The organism is Bradyrhizobium hereditatis (assembly GCF_020329435.1).
Taxonomy (GTDB): domain Bacteria; phylum Pseudomonadota; class Alphaproteobacteria; order Rhizobiales; family Xanthobacteraceae; genus Bradyrhizobium; species Bradyrhizobium hereditatis.
The window spans coordinates 46,455-65,229 of sequence record NZ_JAGKJK010000008.1 but is presented as its reverse complement, the minus strand read 5'-3'; the positions used below and the strand labels follow the sequence as shown (position 1 = coordinate 65,229).

Annotated in this window: 18 protein-coding genes, 1 tRNA gene and 1 pseudogene; 13 read left to right on the top strand and 7 right to left on the bottom strand. The window is 63.1% G+C overall.

Features of this window, described 5'->3' with window-relative positions; genetic code table 11:
* Window positions 1-122: 122 nt before the first annotated feature.
* Both J6524_RS19495 and cysE read right to left on the bottom strand, forming a co-directional pair.
* Complete coding sequence (locus tag J6524_RS19495) at window positions 123-341, bottom strand: DUF3126 family protein (RefSeq protein ID WP_171709115.1); 219 nt, start codon at window positions 339-341, stop codon at window positions 123-125.
* A gap of 106 nt (window positions 342-447) precedes the next feature.
* Entirely contained in the window at window positions 448-1,275 is an 828-nt protein-coding gene (gene cysE / locus J6524_RS19490; RefSeq protein ID WP_225673382.1) for a serine O-acetyltransferase, read from the bottom strand.
* Window positions 1,276-1,705: 430 nt separating this feature from the next.
* Between cysE and J6524_RS19485 the strand changes: the two are divergent.
* A pseudogene (locus J6524_RS19485) lies at window positions 1,706-2,090 on the top strand (hypothetical protein); the annotation flags it as partial.
* Here the strand turns inward: J6524_RS19485 and J6524_RS19480 are convergent.
* Window positions 2,076-2,828, bottom strand: coding sequence for an alpha/beta fold hydrolase (locus J6524_RS19480; protein WP_225673380.1), 753 nt, complete (start codon window positions 2,826-2,828; stop codon window positions 2,076-2,078). The pseudogene J6524_RS19485 and the gene J6524_RS19480 overlap by 15 nt on opposite strands.
* Window positions 2,829-2,884: 56 nt before the next feature.
* Window positions 2,885-4,042 (bottom strand): hypothetical protein, encoded by a 1,158-nt coding sequence (locus J6524_RS19475; RefSeq protein WP_225673378.1) that lies wholly within the window; start codon window positions 4,040-4,042, stop codon window positions 2,885-2,887.
* A 260-nt stretch (window positions 4,043-4,302) separates the two neighbouring features.
* On the opposite strand from J6524_RS19475, the gene J6524_RS19470 reads away from it, so the two are divergent.
* Both J6524_RS19470 and J6524_RS19465 read left to right on the top strand, forming a co-directional pair.
* Window positions 4,303-4,548, top strand: a complete 246-nt coding sequence (locus tag J6524_RS19470) for a zinc-finger domain-containing protein (RefSeq protein WP_057852504.1) — start codon at window positions 4,303-4,305, stop codon at window positions 4,546-4,548.
* Window positions 4,549-4,555: 7 nt separating this feature from the next.
* Window positions 4,556-5,758, top strand: coding sequence for an FAD-dependent monooxygenase (locus J6524_RS19465; RefSeq protein WP_225673376.1), 1,203 nt, complete (start codon window positions 4,556-4,558; stop codon window positions 5,756-5,758).
* A 187-nt stretch (window positions 5,759-5,945) separates the two neighbouring features.
* On the opposite strand, the gene J6524_RS19460 is transcribed toward J6524_RS19465, so the two are convergent.
* Entirely contained in the window at window positions 5,946-6,368 is a 423-nt protein-coding gene (locus tag J6524_RS19460; RefSeq protein ID WP_225673374.1) for a twin-arginine translocation pathway signal, read from the bottom strand.
* A 187-nt stretch (window positions 6,369-6,555) separates the two neighbouring features.
* Between J6524_RS19460 and J6524_RS19455 the strand changes: the two genes are divergently transcribed.
* The 3 genes from J6524_RS19455 to J6524_RS19445 all read left to right on the top strand — a co-directional run bounded on the left by J6524_RS19455 (window position 6,556) and on the right by J6524_RS19445 (window position 7,968).
* Window positions 6,556-6,642, top strand: a tRNA-Leu gene (locus tag J6524_RS19455).
* A 262-nt stretch (window positions 6,643-6,904) separates the two neighbouring features.
* On the top strand, window positions 6,905-7,417 hold the full coding sequence (locus J6524_RS19450; RefSeq protein WP_249789545.1) for a TMEM175 family protein: 513 nt from the start codon (window positions 6,905-6,907) through the stop codon (window positions 7,415-7,417).
* 98 nt (window positions 7,418-7,515) lie between these two features.
* On the top strand, window positions 7,516-7,968 hold the full coding sequence (locus J6524_RS19445) for a DUF302 domain-containing protein (protein WP_225673370.1): 453 nt from the start codon (window positions 7,516-7,518) through the stop codon (window positions 7,966-7,968).
* A 145-nt stretch (window positions 7,969-8,113) separates the two neighbouring features.
* On the opposite strand, the gene J6524_RS19440 is transcribed toward J6524_RS19445, so the two are convergent.
* Window positions 8,114-8,845: a lysophospholipid acyltransferase family protein gene (locus J6524_RS19440; protein ID WP_225673368.1), complete on the bottom strand. Its 732-nt coding sequence runs from the start codon at window positions 8,843-8,845 to the stop codon at window positions 8,114-8,116.
* A gap of 133 nt (window positions 8,846-8,978) precedes the next feature.
* Here J6524_RS19440 and J6524_RS19435 point away from each other — a divergent pair, with 133 nt between their 5' ends.
* Together J6524_RS19435 and J6524_RS19430 are read left to right on the top strand one after the other, a co-directional pair.
* Window positions 8,979-9,836: an alpha/beta fold hydrolase gene (locus J6524_RS19435; RefSeq protein ID WP_225673366.1), complete on the top strand. Its 858-nt coding sequence runs from the start codon at window positions 8,979-8,981 to the stop codon at window positions 9,834-9,836.
* A gap of 53 nt (window positions 9,837-9,889) precedes the next feature.
* A complete protein-coding gene (locus J6524_RS19430) occupies window positions 9,890-10,036 on the top strand; it encodes a hypothetical protein (RefSeq protein ID WP_225673364.1) in 147 nt (48 codons plus the stop codon).
* 87 nt (window positions 10,037-10,123) lie between these two features.
* Here J6524_RS19430 and J6524_RS19425 read toward each other — a convergent pair whose 3' ends face one another.
* On the bottom strand, window positions 10,124-11,746 hold the full coding sequence (locus tag J6524_RS19425; protein ID WP_225673363.1) for an ABC transporter substrate-binding protein: 1,623 nt from the start codon (window positions 11,744-11,746) through the stop codon (window positions 10,124-10,126).
* Window positions 11,747-12,021: 275 nt separating this feature from the next.
* Between J6524_RS19425 and J6524_RS19420 the strand changes: the two genes are divergently transcribed.
* The 5 genes from J6524_RS19420 to J6524_RS19400 all read left to right on the top strand — a co-directional run bounded on the left by J6524_RS19420 (window position 12,022) and on the right by J6524_RS19400 (window position 18,772).
* Window positions 12,022-13,152, top strand: a complete 1,131-nt coding sequence (locus J6524_RS19420; protein WP_225673361.1) for a M20/M25/M40 family metallo-hydrolase — start codon at window positions 12,022-12,024, stop codon at window positions 13,150-13,152.
* A 250-nt stretch (window positions 13,153-13,402) separates the two neighbouring features.
* Window positions 13,403-14,344, top strand: coding sequence for an ABC transporter permease (locus J6524_RS19415; protein WP_225673359.1), 942 nt, complete (start codon window positions 13,403-13,405; stop codon window positions 14,342-14,344).
* The gene (locus tag J6524_RS19410; RefSeq protein ID WP_225673357.1) at window positions 14,344-15,234 is read left to right on the top strand and encodes an ABC transporter permease; all 891 of its coding nucleotides are present in this window, start codon (window positions 14,344-14,346) and stop codon (window positions 15,232-15,234) included. Before J6524_RS19415 ends, J6524_RS19410 begins: the two co-directional genes overlap by 1 nt.
* Window positions 15,235-15,385: 151 nt before the next feature.
* Window positions 15,386-17,026 (top strand): ABC transporter ATP-binding protein, encoded by a 1,641-nt coding sequence (locus J6524_RS19405; RefSeq protein WP_225673355.1) that lies wholly within the window; start codon window positions 15,386-15,388, stop codon window positions 17,024-17,026.
* Window positions 17,027-17,245: 219 nt separating this feature from the next.
* Window positions 17,246-18,772 carry a M81 family metallopeptidase gene (locus J6524_RS19400; protein WP_225673353.1) on the top strand — a complete coding sequence of 509 codons (1,527 nt, stop codon included), beginning with the start codon at window positions 17,246-17,248 and terminating at the stop codon, window positions 18,770-18,772.
* Window positions 18,773-18,775: the final 3 nt, after the last annotated feature.

The window sequence follows — 18,775 nt, the reverse complement described above, 5'->3', positions numbered from 1 at the left end:
AGGCGTTGGATTCGTAGGGTGGGCAAAGGCGCGCAGCGCCGTGCCCACCACAACAACTCACGATATGAGAAAGACAATGGTGGGCACGCTTTGCTTTGCCCACCCAACGACATCGCGGTCTCTCAGCCAATATCGGCGAGATCTTCCTCGAGGATTGCCATCTGAAACTGGAATGAGCGATCGTCATCCTCGTCATCCACGAACAGCACGCCGACGAACTCTTCGCCAATATAAACCTCGGCGGAGTCGTCCTTCTTCGGCCGCGGCACAACGCGGATCTTGGGATTGCCGAATACGCGCTTGAGATAGGCGTCGAGCTTCCTGACTTCCTGAACGTCCACGGCGGTCTCCAATCGGATTCTTTGAATTGCCGGGGGGTTTTAGGACGAGACGACGCAGACTACCAGCCGTAACTTCACAAATACGGCTGGGAGAAAGTGTGGAAAATCAAAGCCCGATGGCGCCGAGCATCTGATCCATGGTGCGCGACGGCTCCGCACAGCCGGCTTCGCCCACGATCTTGGCGGGAACGCCGGCCACCGTGACGTTGTGAGGCACCGGCTTGACCACCACCGAACCGGCGGCGATGCGCGCGCAATGACCGATCTCGATATTGCCGAGAATCTTTGCGCCCGCCCCGATCAACACACCGCGGCGAATCTTCGGATGACGATCCTCATTCTCTTTGCCGGTGCCGCCCAGCGTGACGCCGTGCAGGATCGAAACATCGTCGTCGACGACAGCGGTCTCGCCGCAGACAAATCCGGTCGCGTGATCGAGGAAAATACCCCGGCCGATTCTTGCGGCGGGGTTGATGTCGGTCTGAAACACCGCCGACGACCGGCTCTGCAAATAATAGGCGAAATCCTTGCGGCCCTTCTGATACAGCCAGTGCGCCAGGCGATGGGTCTGCAGCGCGTGAAAGCCTTTGAAGTAGAGCAAGGGATCGATGAAGCGCGAGGTTGCGGGATCGCGGTCGTAGACCGCGACCAGGTCGGCGCGGAACGCATTGCCGAGATCAGGCTCGTCGCGCAGCGCCTCGTCATAGGTCTGGCGGATCAGATCACCCGATAGAGCCGAATGATCGAGCCGCTCGGCGAGACGATGCACCACCGACTCTTCGAGGCGGTCGTGATGCAGCACGGTCGCATAGATGAAGGAAGCAAGCTCGGGCTCGCGGCGGACGATGTCCTCGGCCTCGCTTCGGATGCGGTCCCAGATCGGATCGAGTGTAGCGAGCTTCGACGCTTGCGGATTGACCTGATGCACTGCCATGATGGCTCTCGCAAATTCGCTTGGTTGGCCGATGTTATAGCACGGCGGGCGGGCTTCTGTCCCGGGGCAGGCCTTGGCAACGTAAACCACTACCAAACGCCATTCGGGGTTAGTTCAAGGTGGTCAGTCAATTCCGGAAATCAAGCCGGATGATGTCCGACTATCGGCCAATTTGGGGGGGCCTGGCATTCCCGGATGCTGGGCTAAACGGGGGCAAGTCAGATCAGTACGGAGATATGGCAGGCGCGGACCGCTGCGGTGTCGCGGTCGGCCTGGATCGCCGCCATTACCATCCCGTTGATGTTGCTGGCCCCCGCTCTGTGGAATGGCTATCCCCTGCTCCAATGGGATCCCGGCGGCTACCTGGCGCGCTGGTACGAAGCATATCTGGTGCCGAGCCGCTCGACCACCTTCGGGCTCTATCTTCGTCTGGCTCGGCCACACCTACGGCATCATCGAACGCTTTCTCCCCGCACAGGTGAAGCCGATGCACGCGGCGCAGCAGCAGCGCTGGCGTTTCGACTTCACTGCGATCAATCAGCTTCACGTTCCCGTCGCGCTGGCGTCGATGTTCATGGTCGCGATCCTGTTCGGCCATGGCGTGCTGCGTCGGCCGTTCGATGATGTCACGCTGCTCGCCGGCACAGTTACGCTGGGCCATCCTCGGCAACGCGTTCATCTGCGCCGTGATATCAGGCCCGCATGACCGTCACGGCGCGCGCATGGCATGGCTTGCGACCACCGTCGTGTTGATCGCGGCGATCCGGCTCGTCACCGGCGAGGCCAGATCGCGCGATCGCTTACTGCCGGCGTGACAGGAAATCGGTGACCCCGGCCTTGTAGACCTTATCCCCGACCGCGCGCATATGATCGCGATTTGGAATGTCGAGCACCTCCGCGCCCGGAATGATCATGCCCAATGCTGCCGCGGAGCCCGCAATCTCATCCTTGGTGCCGACCGCGATCAGGACCGGCACGCTGATCCCGGCGGCCTCGTCCGACGTCATCAGCCGCCGCGAGCCGCGCAGGCAGGCGGCCAAGGCGCGGCGGTCGGAGCGGGTCTGGTCAGCAAATGCACGGAAGGTTCGCCCGACCGGATCGGTGACGTCCTCCAGCGAGGGCGCTTCGAGTGCGACAGCCACGTTCTCACCGGGGCCGCCACCTTCGATCAGACCGATCCCGATGCCGCCGAGAATTGCCGAGCGCAGCCGCTGCGGCTGCTCACGCGCCAGTATCGCCGTCATGCGCGATCCCAGCGAATAGCCCATGACGTCGGCGCGCTCGATCTCCAGATGATCGAGCAGCGCGATGACGTCGCTTGCCATGATCGCAATTTCGTAAGCGGCGGAATCGTAGAGTTTTTCGGAATCGCCGTGGCCGCGATTGTCGAGCGCGATGACGCGGCGGCCGTCCTTCCTCAAGTCGGAGACCCAGGTCGGATAGACCCAGTTCACGTTCTTGCTAGAGGCAAAGCCATGCACCAGAACAATCGGATCACCCTCACCTTCGTCGAGATAGGCAATTTCGACAGCGCCGTTGTGAAAACTCGGCATCATCAGTTCCGTTTTTTTGGGGGATCGGAATGGGCGAGGTTGCAATGGCTGCAAGTCTAGCCCTGCAGGGCAGCGCCCGCCAGAGCCGGGGCGGACGGCAATGTTGCCGCCGCCTGCCTTCTTAACCGCCGCGCCTTGCTTCGACGCAGCCACGCTTCAGTGGCGCGCTCGGTAGTTGCCTTGATGGACGAGAGGAAACCGAACAGCGCCAACAGCGCACCGAATACCCACATCGTCAGATTGAAGGCGCCGGTGGTCAGCAGCAGCGCGCCGCGGCCGAGCACCTTCAGAATCGCGCGGGTCTGGGTGCCCTTGGATTCGGCAAGCCGTGCAGCGCGGGCGACATCCTTCGGCCCCTGTGCGATGCGCAGCGTGTCGAGCGCCCCGCGCGTGCCCGCCTTCTCGCCGACGCGTCCGACGTCCTTGGCCAGCCGCACCAGCGCGCCGGCCTTCTCCGCGCGGAACGCCGCCTTGATCGCGCTGATGGTCTCGGCGGGGCGCAACACGGAGCCCTTCGCGACCGCCTGCTGCAGGACGGGCGCATCGACAACTTCGCGCGCGGAACGGCCGGCCCACTGTGTCAGCCCCTCGCCCAGCCGCCCGACCTTGCGTGCATCCTTGACCATGGAAAGGCCGGCGCGCACCGGTCCGAGACCGCCGACGGAGACGTAGGTCGCGGCGGTCACCGCAAGCCCGACCGTCGCCAGGCCCAAAATCAGCCGATCGACCTCCTCGCCGGCCACGAGATGCTTGCCTTCGCGCACGACGTCCCTGATGTCGCCGAATACGAAGAGATCGCCGGCAACCGTGCCTGACAGGCTCGCGACGTCGTCGGCATTGCCGGTCACGAGGCCCGTGGCAAAGCGTTTGGCGAAATGCGACGCCGAGCCTGCCTCCGTCACGGCATCGCTGACGCGCTTCATGAGTTCATCACTGACGGTGATGCCCCTGTCGCGGGCGAGTTCGACGAAGCTGTTTGCAAGATCAGAATCGCCTTCCGCAAGCGCCGCCTCGATATGCTCAGCGACCAGCGCCTGATTGCCCCGCAGGGCGGAATTGATGCGAATGTCGGATAGCGCCACGGGATCGTCCTGCGCCACGAGAATGGCGCCGGCCTCGCGGGCATGCGGCCACAGCGCAGCGCACACCGCCACGCTGAGCGCCAAGCATCCTAGCGCCCCTGCCAGAGCCGAACCGAGCCGCAATCGCCTCATCCAAAAAAGCCTAATGTTTTCGTCAGTCTCAAGATGGTATGCCGTTTTTAAGACACAACTGCCCCGACGAAAGAAGGGCTTTTCTCCGACGACAAGATTGTGTCGAATTTGCATGAGCAAATGGGCGGCGGGGACCTCCAGGAATCGCTGAAGAACGACTCTAGGAATCATCGGCACCCCCCACTATGGTGCGCGGCATCTCGAGTTTGCTGCATCGCGTTGATTGCGTCCGCCTACCGTTGCTATCCAAGGTGAATCTGATGTCCGACCATGTCGTCCCGCATTTCCACAACGACGCCGGCGTCTCGGTAATCGAGATCGGCTCGCAGGAATTCATGTGCGTGGGCGCCAACCCGCCTTTCGACCATCCGCATGTGTTCCTCGACCTCGGCAACGACAACGAGATCATCTGCCCCTATTGCTCGACGCTGTATCGCTTTGCCGCCGACCTCGGCGCGGGCGAAGCCCGGCCTCCGGAATGCGTGCTGAAGGACAAGGTCGCCTGACCCTTCGGTGGCTGCGGCGCGCACCATCATCGTTGCTGGTGCCGGGATCGGGGGACTGACGGCAGCGCTTTCGCTCGCAGCGAAAGGTTTTCGCGTCATCATCCTGGAAAAGACCGAACGGCTGGAGGAAGCCGGGGCCGGCCTGCAGCTTTCACCCAATGCCAGCCGTATCCTGATCGACCTCGGCCTGCGGCCGCGGCTGACGCCGCGCGCCGTGACGCCCGAGGCCATCAATATCATGAGTGCGCGGGCGGGCGGCGAGATCAGTCGCGTGCCGCTCGGCGAGGCTGCCGGCCAGCGCGCCGGTGCGCCCTATTGGGTGATGCACCGGGCGGATCTGCAAAGCGCCCTGCAGGCAGCGGTCAACGATCATCCAGACATCGACCTGCGGCTCGGCTGCCAGTTCGAGGATGTGACCTCCCACGCCAAGGGGCTAACCGTGGTTCAGCGCCGGGGCGACACGCGGCAGCAGGAGCTGGCGGCGGCGCTGGTGGGTGCCGACGGCATCTGGTCGGCGGTGCGGAACCATTTGTTCCCGCAGGTGCAGCCGCAATTTTCCGGCCTGATCGCCTGGCGCGGAACCCTCGATGCAACGACGCTGCCGCGCGAATATACTTCAGCCCGGGTGCAGCTTTGGATGGGGCCGGATGCGCATCTGGTCGCCTATCCGATCTCGGCGGCGCGGCAGATCAATGTGGTGGCGATCGTGCCGGGAACTTGGAACCGGCCAGGCTGGAGCGCGCCTGGCGATGCCAACGAGCTCAAGGGCGCGTTCGCCTCGCAACGCTGGCCGGCGACGGCGCGCATGCTGATCGGCGCCGTCGACGGTTGGCGGCGATGGGCCTTGTTCACGCTGCCCGACATCGGCGAATGGACGGATGGCGCGGTTGCGCTGCTCGGCGATGCCGCGCATGCGATGCTGCCGTTCGCCGCACAAGGCGCGGGCATGGCGATCGAGGACGCCGCCGTGCTCGCCAAATGCCTGAGCGAAGCCCCGGGCGATACTGTCGCGGGCATCCCGGCCGCGCTGAAGCGCTATGGCCGCCTGCGGCGCGGCCGCGTCTTGCGGGTGCAGCGTACGGCACGGCAACAGGGGCGAATCTATCACCTCACCGGACCGCTGGCGCTGGCGCGCGACCTCGCCATCAAGGCCATGGGCCCGCAGCGTATGCTGGCGCGGCAGTACTGGATTTATGACTGGCGGGTGTGAGCGGGTACTTGGCACCCAGCGACTGACGCAGTGCAGATGCGCTTCGGCGGCTCGCCGCAGGACCCCCACAAAATCTCGAAAACAACCCCATGCAAAGTAGAGTGGGTCCCAGCTCGCAGCACCGATACCGCCGGCGTCCAGGTCACGAGATGGTCCGTCGCCACGGCCCACCCAATCTCATCCCGCTCTAATTGGCCGCCCGGCTGGCCTTCGAGCGGCCGCCTTTGGCAGGCGCCGCCGCCGTGGTGGGCGCTTCCGGCTTCGATTCCTGACACCTGTTCTTCTGCCAGGCTTCATCGGCAAGCTTCGATTGTCCGCGCAACGCAATGTATTCATTGCGGTAGGCGAGCTCCGCCACTACCGGCCCGGCGACGCCGGTCTCTGCCTTGGTCATCAGCCCCTGCAGTTCCGCCGTGCGGGTGGCAAGGCTTTTGCGTTCCGGCTCGAGCTGCTTGCAATCGTAGAGATCGTATTTGGCGGGATCGGCGAAGGCTGGAGCAATCGTGTCGCTCATCCCGGCGCAGCCGGACAGGCCCGCCCCCAGCGCGAACAGCGCCAGCGCCGCGAGGCTGCACGAAACTAACCGGCGATGGGACAACGAGTTGGGCATCGGACCTTCGTTATGTGGATTATGTTGAGATTGCCTAAAGCTCGCCGCAGGTAAACGCCCCAAGTGTCCGCATTGAGGCTTTGCTTTGGCGCGCGCGCTCACTTAAAGGTGGGGAACCTCTTGGCCGGGGTTCACGCCGATTTCAATTCTCCGGTAAACGCGCTAAGTATCTGATCTCCTGAGTAAAGCGGACGTGGCGGAACTGGTAGACGCAAGGGACTTAAAATCCCTCGATGGCAACGTCGTGTGGGTTCGAGTCCCACCGCCCGCACCACGCTTCGCCCTGTCGGGCTACGCGTGGCACAGCCACGCGAAGGCCGCCAGGGCGAAGCGTGTCCGGCGAAGCTTGAGCATAGCGAAAGCGAAGACGGACGGGTGGACGCACGCGAGCTACGGCTAGGCAAGCCACGCCTTGCACAGATTAGCTTGGGCGGCCTGAGACAGACTGGGGGACTGGGGGATCAATTGCCGCAAATCGGCCTCTTCGAAATGCGCGCCGGCTGGAGATGCTGAGCAACACCATTTTTGGCGTGGCCATGACGCTTCTCGCCTATGACCTGCCCAAGGCCAGCACCTTCACCACCGCCCCCGATTGGCACGATGTCATGCGGGTCTATGCGCAGCCGGTCATCGCATTGACGATCAGCTTCGTGGTCGCTGGCCTGTTCTGGTTCAGCCATCACCGCAGGCTGGCGGTCGCGCCGGAAGGCGGACGCGGCGTGGTGTTCCTCAATCTGTTTTTTCTGCTGTCGATCATCATCCTGCCGGTGACGAACGGCCTCTATGGCAACTACCGGCTCGATGGCGTGGTGGCAGTGATCTATGGCTTCCACCTGCTGCTGATAGCAACGCTCAACGCGGTGTTGTGGGTCCTCGCGCTGCGGGGCCGCAGCGAGCCGCCACTGCTGGCGACGGCGCTGGTCCCCGTCGTCGTATTCGTGATCGGCACGGCCATCGCCTTCGTCGCGCCGAAAGTAGCGCAATTCATCTGGTGCCTGGCGTTCCTGGCGCCGCTCGGCGGCTGGCTCGCGGCGCGCCGCGCGGGCTAGATCGAATCCAGTTCCGCTCTTTAATTTGAACCTGGAAGCGTGGATACTGCAGGCGTCGTACACTCCATTAACGGGAGGGTATCTTGAAGCGAAAAGCTTTGACGCTCGCGTTTGCAATGTTCGCAACGACGTCGTTCGCCGCCGATGACGGCATCATCACCAAGCAGAGCAAGTATTCGGTCAAGGAGACCGTGGAGAAGTTCCAGGCTGCTGTGAAGCAGAGGGAGAGCGGTGGGTTTATCGTCTTCACCGAAATTGACCACGCCGCGGCCGGAAAAAAATTCGGCATCGACATGAAGCCACGCACCGTCATCATCTTTGGCAACCCCAAGCTCGGGACGCCGGTGATGATCAAGACACCGCTGCTGGCGATCGACGTTCCCCCCAAAGCACTCGTCTGGGAGGACGACCAAGGCAAGGTCTGGCTGTCGTACAATTCCCCGGACTATCTCTATAAAACGATCTACCCAAGACATGGGGCGGAACCGCCACAGAACTACGCGCCTTTTGCAAAGCTGCTGGACGAGATGACCGACCAGGCGACGAAATAGATTCCGCCGAGTCCGTGGTTGTTGCGTTAGCCCGCGCTTTAGCTGTCCGGCCGATTCGTCAGAGGTACAAAACAAACGACCGCTGGAGCGAACAGCGGTCCTCTCGGACCTTTGAACGAGTCGAGTTGTCATTGCTGACGCGGAGCTACACCTTCGCCTTGCTCAGCGTGAGCAGGCGGCTCGCCTCGTCCGCAATCATCTGCTCCATCTTCTCCTGAAATTCCTTGCGCGGCAGGCCCGGCGCAATCGGCGGCAGGAACGACAGCGTGACGGTGCCTGAGTGCATGATCAGGGTCTTCTTGCCCCAGAACAGGCCGGAATTGCACGCGGCCGGCACGACCGGGACTCCGAGGTTGGTGTAGAGCGCGGAGACGCCGGCCGACTGGAACGTTACGGGATCGTCGATCGCCTGCCGCGTGCCTTGCGGAAACAGCAGCACCTTGCGCCCCTCCCCGATCGCGCGCCTTGCTTCGTCGACCATCTGGCGCAGCGCATGGCGGCCTGCCGAGCGATCCACCAGGATCATCGGATAGTGTTCGAGAAACCACCCGACCATCGGCAGCTTCCGCAGTTCTTTCTTGGCGACGATGCTGGCATCGGGGAAGATCACGCAGAGCGCCGCGGTCTCCCACAGCGATTGATGATTGCACGCGATGATGCAGGGGCCATCGGGCACGTGCTCACGTCCCTGGACGCGATAGTCCAGCCCGATCACGTACTTCATCAGGAGCATGATGCCGTTGGCCCATACCTGGGAAACCGCGCGCACGGTCGCGCTGCTCGCATTGAACAGCGCCATGAACGGCACGGACGACGAAACGAGGATCGTCACGACCACCACGGCGGCATCGAATAGAATAGACCTCAGATAGTGCAAACGTTCCGTCCCCTCGGGTTTAGGTAGCGGCTTCCAATACAGCACTTTTCCCGGGTTGCACAATTCCGGCCTCACCGCTGAAATGGCCCGCCATGGATCGGCCCCAGCCTGATTGGCTCGCCAGGATCGCCGCGTGCCCGACAGCGAAAAAATCGTCATCGCGCCGCATCTCGTCTTCGACGCCATCACCGCCGGCGCCCCCGGCGCGCCGTTGGTGCTGCTGCTGCACGGCTTTGCGGAATCGATGCATTGCTGGCGCGCGCAGGTCATGGCCGTCGGCGACGCGGGCTATCGCGCCATCGCGCCGAGCCAGCGCGGCTATTCGCCGAGGGCCCGGCCCGATCCGCGCGACTTTTCGCACTACCTGATCGATCGCCTCATAGACGACGCGATGGCGATCGTAGCGGCCGCAGGCTATGGCAACGCACGCTTTCACCTCGTCGGACACGACTGGGGCGGCAGCATCGCGTGGGGCATCGCTGATCGACATCACAAGCGATTGGCTTCGCTCACCATTCTATCGCGGCCGCATCCGAACGCGTTCAACCGCGCAATGGCAACCGATGGCGAGCAGGCGCAGCGTTCGAAGCATCACAAGGCATTTCTTGAGCCCGATGCCGCCGACATCGTGCTGGCCGACGATGCGAGATGGCTGCGCGAGCGCCTCGCCGCCAACGGCGTTCCCGCTGAGGCCATCGAGAGGCATCTCGCCGTGCTCGGCAACAGGCAGGCGATGGAAGCGGCGCTGGCCTGGTATCGCGCGCGTGGCGCGATCCGCGGCCCGCTCGGCCCGATCCGTGTGCCGACGCTTTATATCTGGGGTGACGCCGACGACACCGTCGGCCGTATGGCCGCCGAGGGCACGGTGGATTTCATTGCCGCGTCCTACCGCTTCGAAGTGCTACCCGGCGTCGGGCACTTTGCAGCGGATCAGGTGCCTGAGCGCGTATGCGAATTGCTTTTGGAACATCTCGCGGCGCACCCCGTATGAAGGAACGCAACGGCCATAAAAATGTTGTCATGCACAAAATGGAGCATTGACTGATGGCCAGCGAAGAAGCCTTTGACAAGCCTGCCGCGAACGAGCCCGAACGAACCGAAAATGGGCGCTCGGAGCAAGCGCAACCGCCGCAGATCCAGCCGCCGCTCTTGAACGACGGTCCGGAACTGGTGCGCGACACCCATTGCTGACCTTGGCAGCAGCTGATTCAAATTGAAACGCGACGGAGGAACAAACCTCCGTCGCGCTTTTGTTGTCTGACTTGAAGTGAGCGAGCCCTACTCGCTCTTGTCGATGTTCCAGAACACCGGAGTGGCCGGACCGTCGACGATGCCCGTGAGCGATTTGCGCCAGCCGCTCGGGATCAGATACTGGCCGAGCGGGATGTAGATCACCTGTTCATAGGCCTGCTTCTGGATTTCAGCAGCGAGCTTCTTCTGCTCGTCAGCAGAGCCGGAGCGCGCAAACTTGTCGCGGAGCTCTTCGATCTTGGCGTCTTCGGCCCAGCCGAACCAGCCACCGTTCTTGCCGCGCCCACTCACGGAAGCGTTGCCCACGGGATTGGAGACGTCGGCGGCGACCCAGTTGGTGAAGAACATGTTCCAGCCACCCTCCTTCGGCGGCTTCTGGCTGGCGCGGCGGGTCACCACGGTCTGCCAGTCGGTGGCTTGCAGGTCGACCTTGAAGCCGGCTTCACGGAGCAATTGCGCCGCAACAATCGGCTGCGCCTTCAGCGTCACGACGTCTCCGGGCGCCATGATCACGATCGGCGTGCCGTCATAGCCGGACTCGGCGAGCAGCTTCTTCGCCTCTGCCATGCCATTGCCCTTCACTAGGCTCTCGGAGCCGACGTCACTCTCCAGTGGGGTGCCGCACACAAAGATCGCACCGCAGATCTTCTGATACTTGGCATTGCCAACCAGCGCATCGAGCACGTCCTTCTGCTTCATGGCCAGAAAGGCGGCGCGGCGAACCTTGACGTTATCGAACGGCGGATGAAGGAAGTTCATCCGTCCCAGAGTCTGGAAACCGAACTTGTTGAGGACGTCGACCTTGATATCCTTGTTCGCCTCCAGCACCGGCAGCAGATCGAACGGCAGATTCTCCATGAAGTCGATATCGCCCGACTGCAGCGCGTTCACCGCAGTCTGCGCGTCCGGCATGGTGATCCATTCGACACGGTCGACCTTCACTACCTTGCCGCCGGAGGTCCAGCTCGGCGGCTCCTTGCGCGGCACGTAGTCCGGGTTCTTTTCATAGACGGCCTTGACGCCCGGCTGGAATTCGGCCTGCACGAACTTGAACGGACCGGAGCCGACCTGCTCCTTGATCTGCTGGCCGGCAGGCGTTTCCGCAAGCCGCTTCGGCATCATGAACGGCGTATAGGAGGACGGCTTGCCGATCGATTCCAGCACCAGGCCGTAGGGCTCCTTCAGCTTCAGCGCAAAGCTCTTGGCGTCGATCGGCTCCAGGCTTGCGACGAAATCCATCAGCTTCTGGCCCATCGTGTCGTTGCGGCCCCAGCGCTTCAGCGACGCGACGCAATCCTCGGCCGTCACCGGCTGGCCGTCATGCCACTTCAATCCGTCGCGCAGGGTAAAGGTGTAGGTCAGCTTGTCGTCGCTGACTTTCCAATCCGCCATCTGCGGCTGGATCTTGAAATTGGAATCGGTCGCCAGCAGCGTGTCGTAGACCATGTAGCCATGGTCACGGGTGATGTAGGCGGTGGTGAAGCCGGGATCGATCACGCGAAGGTCGGAATGCATCACGGCGGTGATGGTCTTCTTGCTGGCAGCCATGGCCTGCGATATCGGGGCCAGCGATGTCAGCGCCACAGAAAGCGCAAGCACCGACAGAGCGGAGGCTATCGTGGGACGTTTCCGACGCATGATGGGGAACATTCGATCTCTCCTGACGTGAAACTGGTCAAAGTCCGCTGATTCATTATGCATGCGGTTCGTTATTTGGGCGAACTAACACGCTGTAAATCCTGACTATTTGAAGACTTGCATCAAGCGCGCGGCGCGTCAATCGGCTTATGGCGTGGCCCACCCTGTCGCATGCGGCGCGCCCGTGCGCTCATGTTTCACTTTACAAACGCGCTCGAGACCATTCTCGTAACGCCGCCGAGCCATCGGCCGTTCGAAAATCAACATAAGAAACCCAAGAGAAGTCCATGAACCCAGCCAATCTTCCCTTTGATTCCGAGGTCATGTTGCAGGGGCTGCGTAGCTGGGTGGAATGTGAGAGCCCGACCTGGGACAAGAGCGCCGTCGAGCGCATGCTGGACCTCGCCGCGCGCGACATGGCGATCATGGGTGCGACCATCGAGCGCATCGCCGGCCGCCAAGGCTTTGCCGGCTGCGTCCGCGCCCGCTTCCCGCACCCCCGGCAAGGCAAGCCCGGCATCCTGATCGCCGGCCACATGGATACCGTTCATCCCGTCGGCACGATCGAGAAGCTGCAGTGGCGGCGCGAAGGCAACAAATGTTTCGGCCCCGGCATCTTCGACATGAAGGGCGGCAATTACCTTTCACTGGAAGCGATCCGCCAACTGGCCCGCGCGGCGTTCACCACGCCACTGCCGATCACCGTGCTGTTCACGCCTGACGAGGAAGTCGGCACGCCATCGACCCGCGACATCATCGAGGCGGAAGCGGCGCGCAACAAATATGTCCTGGTGCCGGAGCCTGGACGGCCCAATAACGGTGTCGTCACCGGGCGCTACGCGATTGCGCGCTTCAATCTCCAAGCCGTCGGCCGCCCCAGCCACGCTGGCGCAACACTCTCTTCGGGGCGCTCCGCGATCCGCGAAATGGCACGCCAGATTATAGCGATCGACGGCATGACGACCGAAGATTGCACGTTCTCGGTCGGCATCGTGCACGGCGGCCAATGGGTCAATTGCGTCGCCACCACCTGCAGCGGCGAGGCACTGAGCATGGCGAAGCGCCAGGCCGATCTCGACCGTGGCGTCGAGCGTATGCTGGCTCTTTCAGGCACAAGCAACGACGTGACCTTCACCGTGACGCGCGGCGTCACCCGACCGGTGTGGGAACCGGATGCCGGCACCATGGCGTTATACGAAAAGGCGCGCGGGATTGCCGCGCAGCTTGGCCTTGAATTACCTCACGGCAGCGCCGGCGGCGGTTCCGACGGCAATTTTACTGGTGCGATGGGCATCCCGACGCTCGACGGACTGGGCGTCCGCGGCGCCGACGCCCACACGCTGAACGAACATATTGAAGTCGACAGCCTTGCCGAACGCGGCCGCCTGATGGCAGGACTTTTGGCGACGCTGGAGTGATGGCGGTCTCTCCGCCGTCATTGCGATCGCAGCGAAGCAATCCATAGTCCCGCATGAAGGAAGAATGGATTGCTTCGCGGGGCCTGTCACCGGGCGCGCGTTCGCGCGGCCCGTTGGCTCGCAATGACGCGAAAGAGCTCGCTATCCAACCGCCTAGCTGCATCGCAAAAAATGCAGGTTCGATGGCACGGGACTTGCTCAAGTGTTACGCTTCTGACAACGACGTTGCCAACACAACTGACGGATCAAGATGCTCGGATATCTGCTTCGCCGCATTCTCGCCGCCATTCCCGTAATGGGCGTGGTCGCGCTGTTTGTATTTCTCCTGCTGCGGCTGACGCCCGGCGATCCCGCCGCAATCCTGGCCGGCGACAATGCGACGCCCGAGCAGCTCGAGCGCATCCGCACCTCACTCGGCCTCAATGAGCCGCTCTACACCCAGTTCTTCACCTGGATCGGCAAGCTGTTGCAGGGTGATCTCGGCACGTCGCTGATTTCGAACGTGCCAGTGCTGACGCTGATCGGCCGGCGCATCGAGCCATCGATCTCGATTGCCCTTTCCACCATCATCCTGGCCATTCTGGTAGCGGTGCCGCTCGGCGTGATTGCAGCGTGGAAGCATGGCACCTGGATCGACCGTTTCGTAATGGGCCTGTCGGTGATCGGCTTCTCCGTGCCGGTATTCGTGATCGGCTATTTGCTGATCCAGATCTTCGCCATCGAGCTGCGCTGGGTGCCGGTGCAGGGTTTTCGCAGCATCACCGCAGGCTTCGGCCCATTCTTCGAACGCATCATCCTGCCGACCTGTACGCTGTCTTTTATCTATGTCGCGCTGATCGCGCGCATGACGCGCGCGGCGATGCTGGACGTGCTGGGCGAGGACTATGTTCGCACCGCGCGCGCCAAGGGCATCAGCGAGACCGGCGTGCTGCTGCGTCACGCGCTGCGCAACGCCGCCGTACCCGTCATCACCGTGATCGGCACCGGCTTTGCTCTTCTGATTTCCGGCGTCGTCGTCACCGAGAGCGTGTTCAACCTGCCGGGCATCGGCCGCCTCACCGTCGATGCGGTGCTGGCGCGCGATTATCCGGTCATCCAGGCGATGATCCTTCTGACCTCGCTGGTCTACGTCACCGTCAATCTCCTGATCGACGTCGCCTATACCCTGCTTGATCCAAGGATTCGCTACTGATGGCGATCGATACCCTTCCCGAACCGTCAATTCCGGTCACCACGCCGTTCCGGCCAAAACTGGGATTTCTCACATCGACGCCGATCATCGCGGGGGCGACCATCTGCCTCGGGCTGATCATCGCCATGTCGATCGCGGCTCCCCTGCTCGCGCCGCACGACCCGCAATTGCTGGCGCCGGCGCAGCGGCTGAAGCCATCCAGCGCGCAATTCCTGCTCGGCACAGACGCCTTTGGCCGCGACCTACTGTCACGTATCATCTATGGCGGACGGATTTCGCTTCTGATCGGTCTAGGCGCTGCGATCTTCTCGATCAGCATCGGGCTCGTGATCGGGCTCGTATCCGGCTTCTTCAAATGGGTCGACGCCGTGATGATGCGGGTGATGGACGGCCTGATGGCTATCCCCGCCATTCTGCTTGCGATCGCCGTTGTATCGCTCTCCGGCGCCAGCCTGATGACGGTGCTGGTCGCAATCACCATTCCCGAAATTCCGCGCGTCGCGCGGCTGGTGCGCTCGGTGGTGCTGTCAGCGCGCGAGGAGCCCTATGTCGAAGCCGCGATCTCGGTCGGCAGCAGCCTGCCCAAGATCATGTGGCGGCATTTGATGCCGAACACCGTGGCGCCGCTGATCGTGCAGGGAACTTACGTCGCCGCATCGGCCATTCTCACCGAAGCGATCCTGTCGTTCCTCGGCGCCGGCATCAGCCCGGAAACGCCGACCTGGGGCAACATCATGGCCGAAGGCCGTGCCTACTTCCAGGTAAAACCTTCGTTGATCTTCTGGCCGGGCCTGCTCCTGTCGATCGCGATTCTCAGCGTCAATTTGATCGGCGACGCCGCCCGCGATGCGCTCGATCCGCGCATGAAGCAGCGGGAGGCTGGGAAGTGAATACGTTCTCCCTCCGTCATTGCGAGCGAAGCGAAGCAATCCATCTCGCCGCATCAAGAAAGAATGGATTGCTTCGTCGTGGAGCCTGTCATCAGGCGCGCGCTTCGCGCGACCCGTTGGCTCCTCACAATGACGCCAGAAATGAAGTGAAATGACCGACATCGTTCTCGACATCGAAAATCTCGTCGTCAGCCTCGGCAAAAAATCCGGCGGCCCGCGCATCATCGACGGCGTTTCCTTGCAGGTCCGCGACGGCGAGACACTGTGCGTCGTCGGCGAAAGCGGCTCCGGCAAGTCCGTGACCTCGCTCACCGTGATGGGACTCCTGCAGAAAGGCGCGCTGACCCCGACCGGCGGCAGCGTCAAGCTGGTCGGCGAGGAATTGCTCGCGGCCTCCGACCGTCGCTTGCGTGAACTCCGCGCCACGCGGATGGCGATGATCTTTCAGGAGCCGATGACGGCGCTCAACCCGGTCGTGCCGGTCGGCCGCCAGATCGACGAAGTCTTGCGCGTCCACACCAGTCTCGACGCCCGCGCGCGGCGACAGAAGATTCTCGCAATGATGGAGCATGTCCGGCTGCCCGACGTGGAGCGCATCTTCGCCTCCTACCCGCACCGGCTGTCCGGCGGGCAGCGCCAGCGCATTATGATCGCGATGGCCCTGGTGCTCGAACCGAAACTCCTGATCGCGGACGAACCGACGACCGCGCTCGACGTCACCACGCAGAAGCAGATCCTGACTCTGATCCGCGACCTGCAGCGCGACCACGGCACCGCGGTGCTGTTCATCACCCACGACATGGGCGTGGTGGCTGAGATCGCCGACCGCGTCGCCGTGATGCGTTATGGCAAGCTGGTCGAGACCGGCACGCTCGAAACCATCCTGCGCACACCGAACATGGAATATACCCGCAACCTGCTCTCGTCGGTGCCGAGCCTGGTGCCGCGGCCTCCGCGGGCGGAGACCAATGAACCGGTCGTGCTGGAAGCCAACGAGCTCGGCAAAGTCTATCGCGAGCGTTCCTTCTTTGGAAAAACCCGCGAAGTCGCCGCTGCCAAGGAGGTGACCCTCACCCTGCGCAAGGGCCGCACCCTCGGCATCGTCGGCGAGAGCGGATCGGGCAAGTCGACGGTGGCGCGCTGCATCGTCCGCCTCATCGATCCGACTTCCGGCGGCGTGCGACTGGCCGGTCGCGAGATTTCGGATTTGTCGCGGCGGCTCCTGCAGCCACACCGCAAGAAGATCCAGATCATCTTCCAGGACCCCTATCGCTCGCTCAATCCGCGCGTCGCAATTGGCGAGACCATTGCGGAGGGCCCGATCAATTATGGCATGCCGCGCGCCGAAGCCTTGGCCCGGGCGCGCGAACTGCTGGAGTTGGTTGACCTGCCGGCGGACGCAGTGTCGCGTTACCCGCACCAATTCTCCGGCGGCCAGCGCCAGCGCATCGCGATCGCCCGCGCGCTCGCGCTCGATCCCGACGTTCTCGTTGCGGATGAGGCGGTGTCCGCCCTCGACGTCTCCGTGCAGGCGCAGGTCCTCGAACTGCTCGACGAAATCCAGAAGCGTCTGGGCATCGCGCTACTATTCATCACCCATGACCTGCGCGTCGCAGCGCAGATCTGCGACGACGTCGCCGTGATGCAGCATGGCCGCATTGTGGAACAGGGACCGGCCGCAGAGGTGCTGACTCATCCGCAGCAGGCCTACACCAAGGCGCTGCTTGACGCGGCGCCGGGACGTGGCTGGGATTTTGCCAATTTCCGGGCGGTCGAAGTGGCGGCGGAGTAGCCTCTCCGCGTCCTTGCGAGCGCAGCGACGAAGCAATCCATCTATCCGTCGTGCCGAGAGATGGATTGCTTCCGCCTTCGCTCTTCGAGCTACGGCGGACAAGTCGCTCCGCTCGCAATGACGGTGGGGCGGCATGCAAAACGGAATTGCTCTCCGGCTTGCGCTTGCCACGATGTCCCGCTTAACGTCCCCCAAACCAAGAACAGTGGCTGAGGTAAAATGACCCGCATCGCCGTCGGCGGCTTCTTGCACGAGACCAATACTTTCGCGCCGACCAAGGCGACCTACCAGGATTTCATTCACGGTGGCGGCTGGCCGGCAATGGCGCACGGCGCTGACGTGCTCAAGGTCATGCGCAAGATCAATGTTGGCCTCGCCGGTTTCGTCGAGGTGGCCGAAGCCAATGGCTGGGAGCTGGTCCCGACGATCTCCGCGGCCGCCAGTCCCTCGGCGCATGTCACGACGGATGCGTTCGAACGCGTGATGAAAGAAATGGTCGACGGCATCGCCAATGCCGGGCCGATCGATGCCGTCTATCTCGATCTGCACGGCGCCATGGTCACCGAACAGCACGACGATGGCGAAGGCGAAATCCTTGCCCGCGTGCGCAAGGTGATCGGCAACGACCTGCCGCTGGTCGCGAGCCTCGATCTCCACGCCAACGTCTCGCCCGAAATGATCGGGCATGCCGATGCACTGATCGCCTACCGCACCTATCCTCATGTCGACATGGCCGGCACCGGCCGCGCCTGCGCCAGACACCTTGCGCTGCTCCTGAAGTCGAAGACGCGTTTTGCAAGAGCGTTCCGGCAATTGCCGTTCCTGATCCCGATAAGCTGGCAATGCACCAATGACCAGCCGACCAAGAGCATCTACGAAAAGCTCGCCGCGCTCGAAAGCGACGCGGTGCCGACGCTGTCGTTCGCTCCGGGCTTCCCGGCCGCTGATTTTGCGCATTGCGGCCCGAGCGTGTTCGCCTATGGCCGGACGCAGGCCGAGGCCGATGCGGCAGCCGACAAGATCGCCGCCCTCGTCGAGAGCCATGAGAACGATTTCGACGGCCGCATCTATTCGCCCGATGAAGGCGTGCGCCTCGCCATGGAGCTGGCAAAATCGGCGACCCGGCCGATCATCATCGCCGACACCCAGGACAATCCCGGCGCGGGCGGCGATTCCGACACCACCGGCATGCTGCGCGCGCTGGTGCGCAACAAGGCATCCGGCGCCACCGGCGTGATCTATGATCCGGCCTCGGCGAGAGCCGCGCATGCGGCCGGCGTCGGCGCCACCGCGACGCTGTCGCTCGGCGGCAAGTCCGGCATTCCCGGAGACTCGCCTTACAAGGAAACATTCGTCATCGAAAAACTGTCCGACGGAAAGTTCGTGGCGCCCGGTCCCTATTATGGCGGCCGCGACATGGACATGGGACCGTCGGCATGCCTGCGGATCGGTGATATCAGAGTCGTCGTCGCCTCCTACAAGGCGCAGCTCGCGGATCAGTCGATGTACCGTTATGTCGGCATCGAGCCGACCGAGCAGAAAATCCTGGTCAACAAGAGCTCGGTGCACTTCCGCGCCGATTTCGAACCGATCGCCGAAAAGATTCTGATCTGCGCCGCGCCCGGTGCGATGCCGGCCGATACGGCTGATCTACCCTGGACGCGGCTGCGTCCGGGCATCCGCATCAAGCCGAACGGCCCCGCGTTCACCCCATCCGCCCCATCACGCTTAACAGTCACGGGATAACAG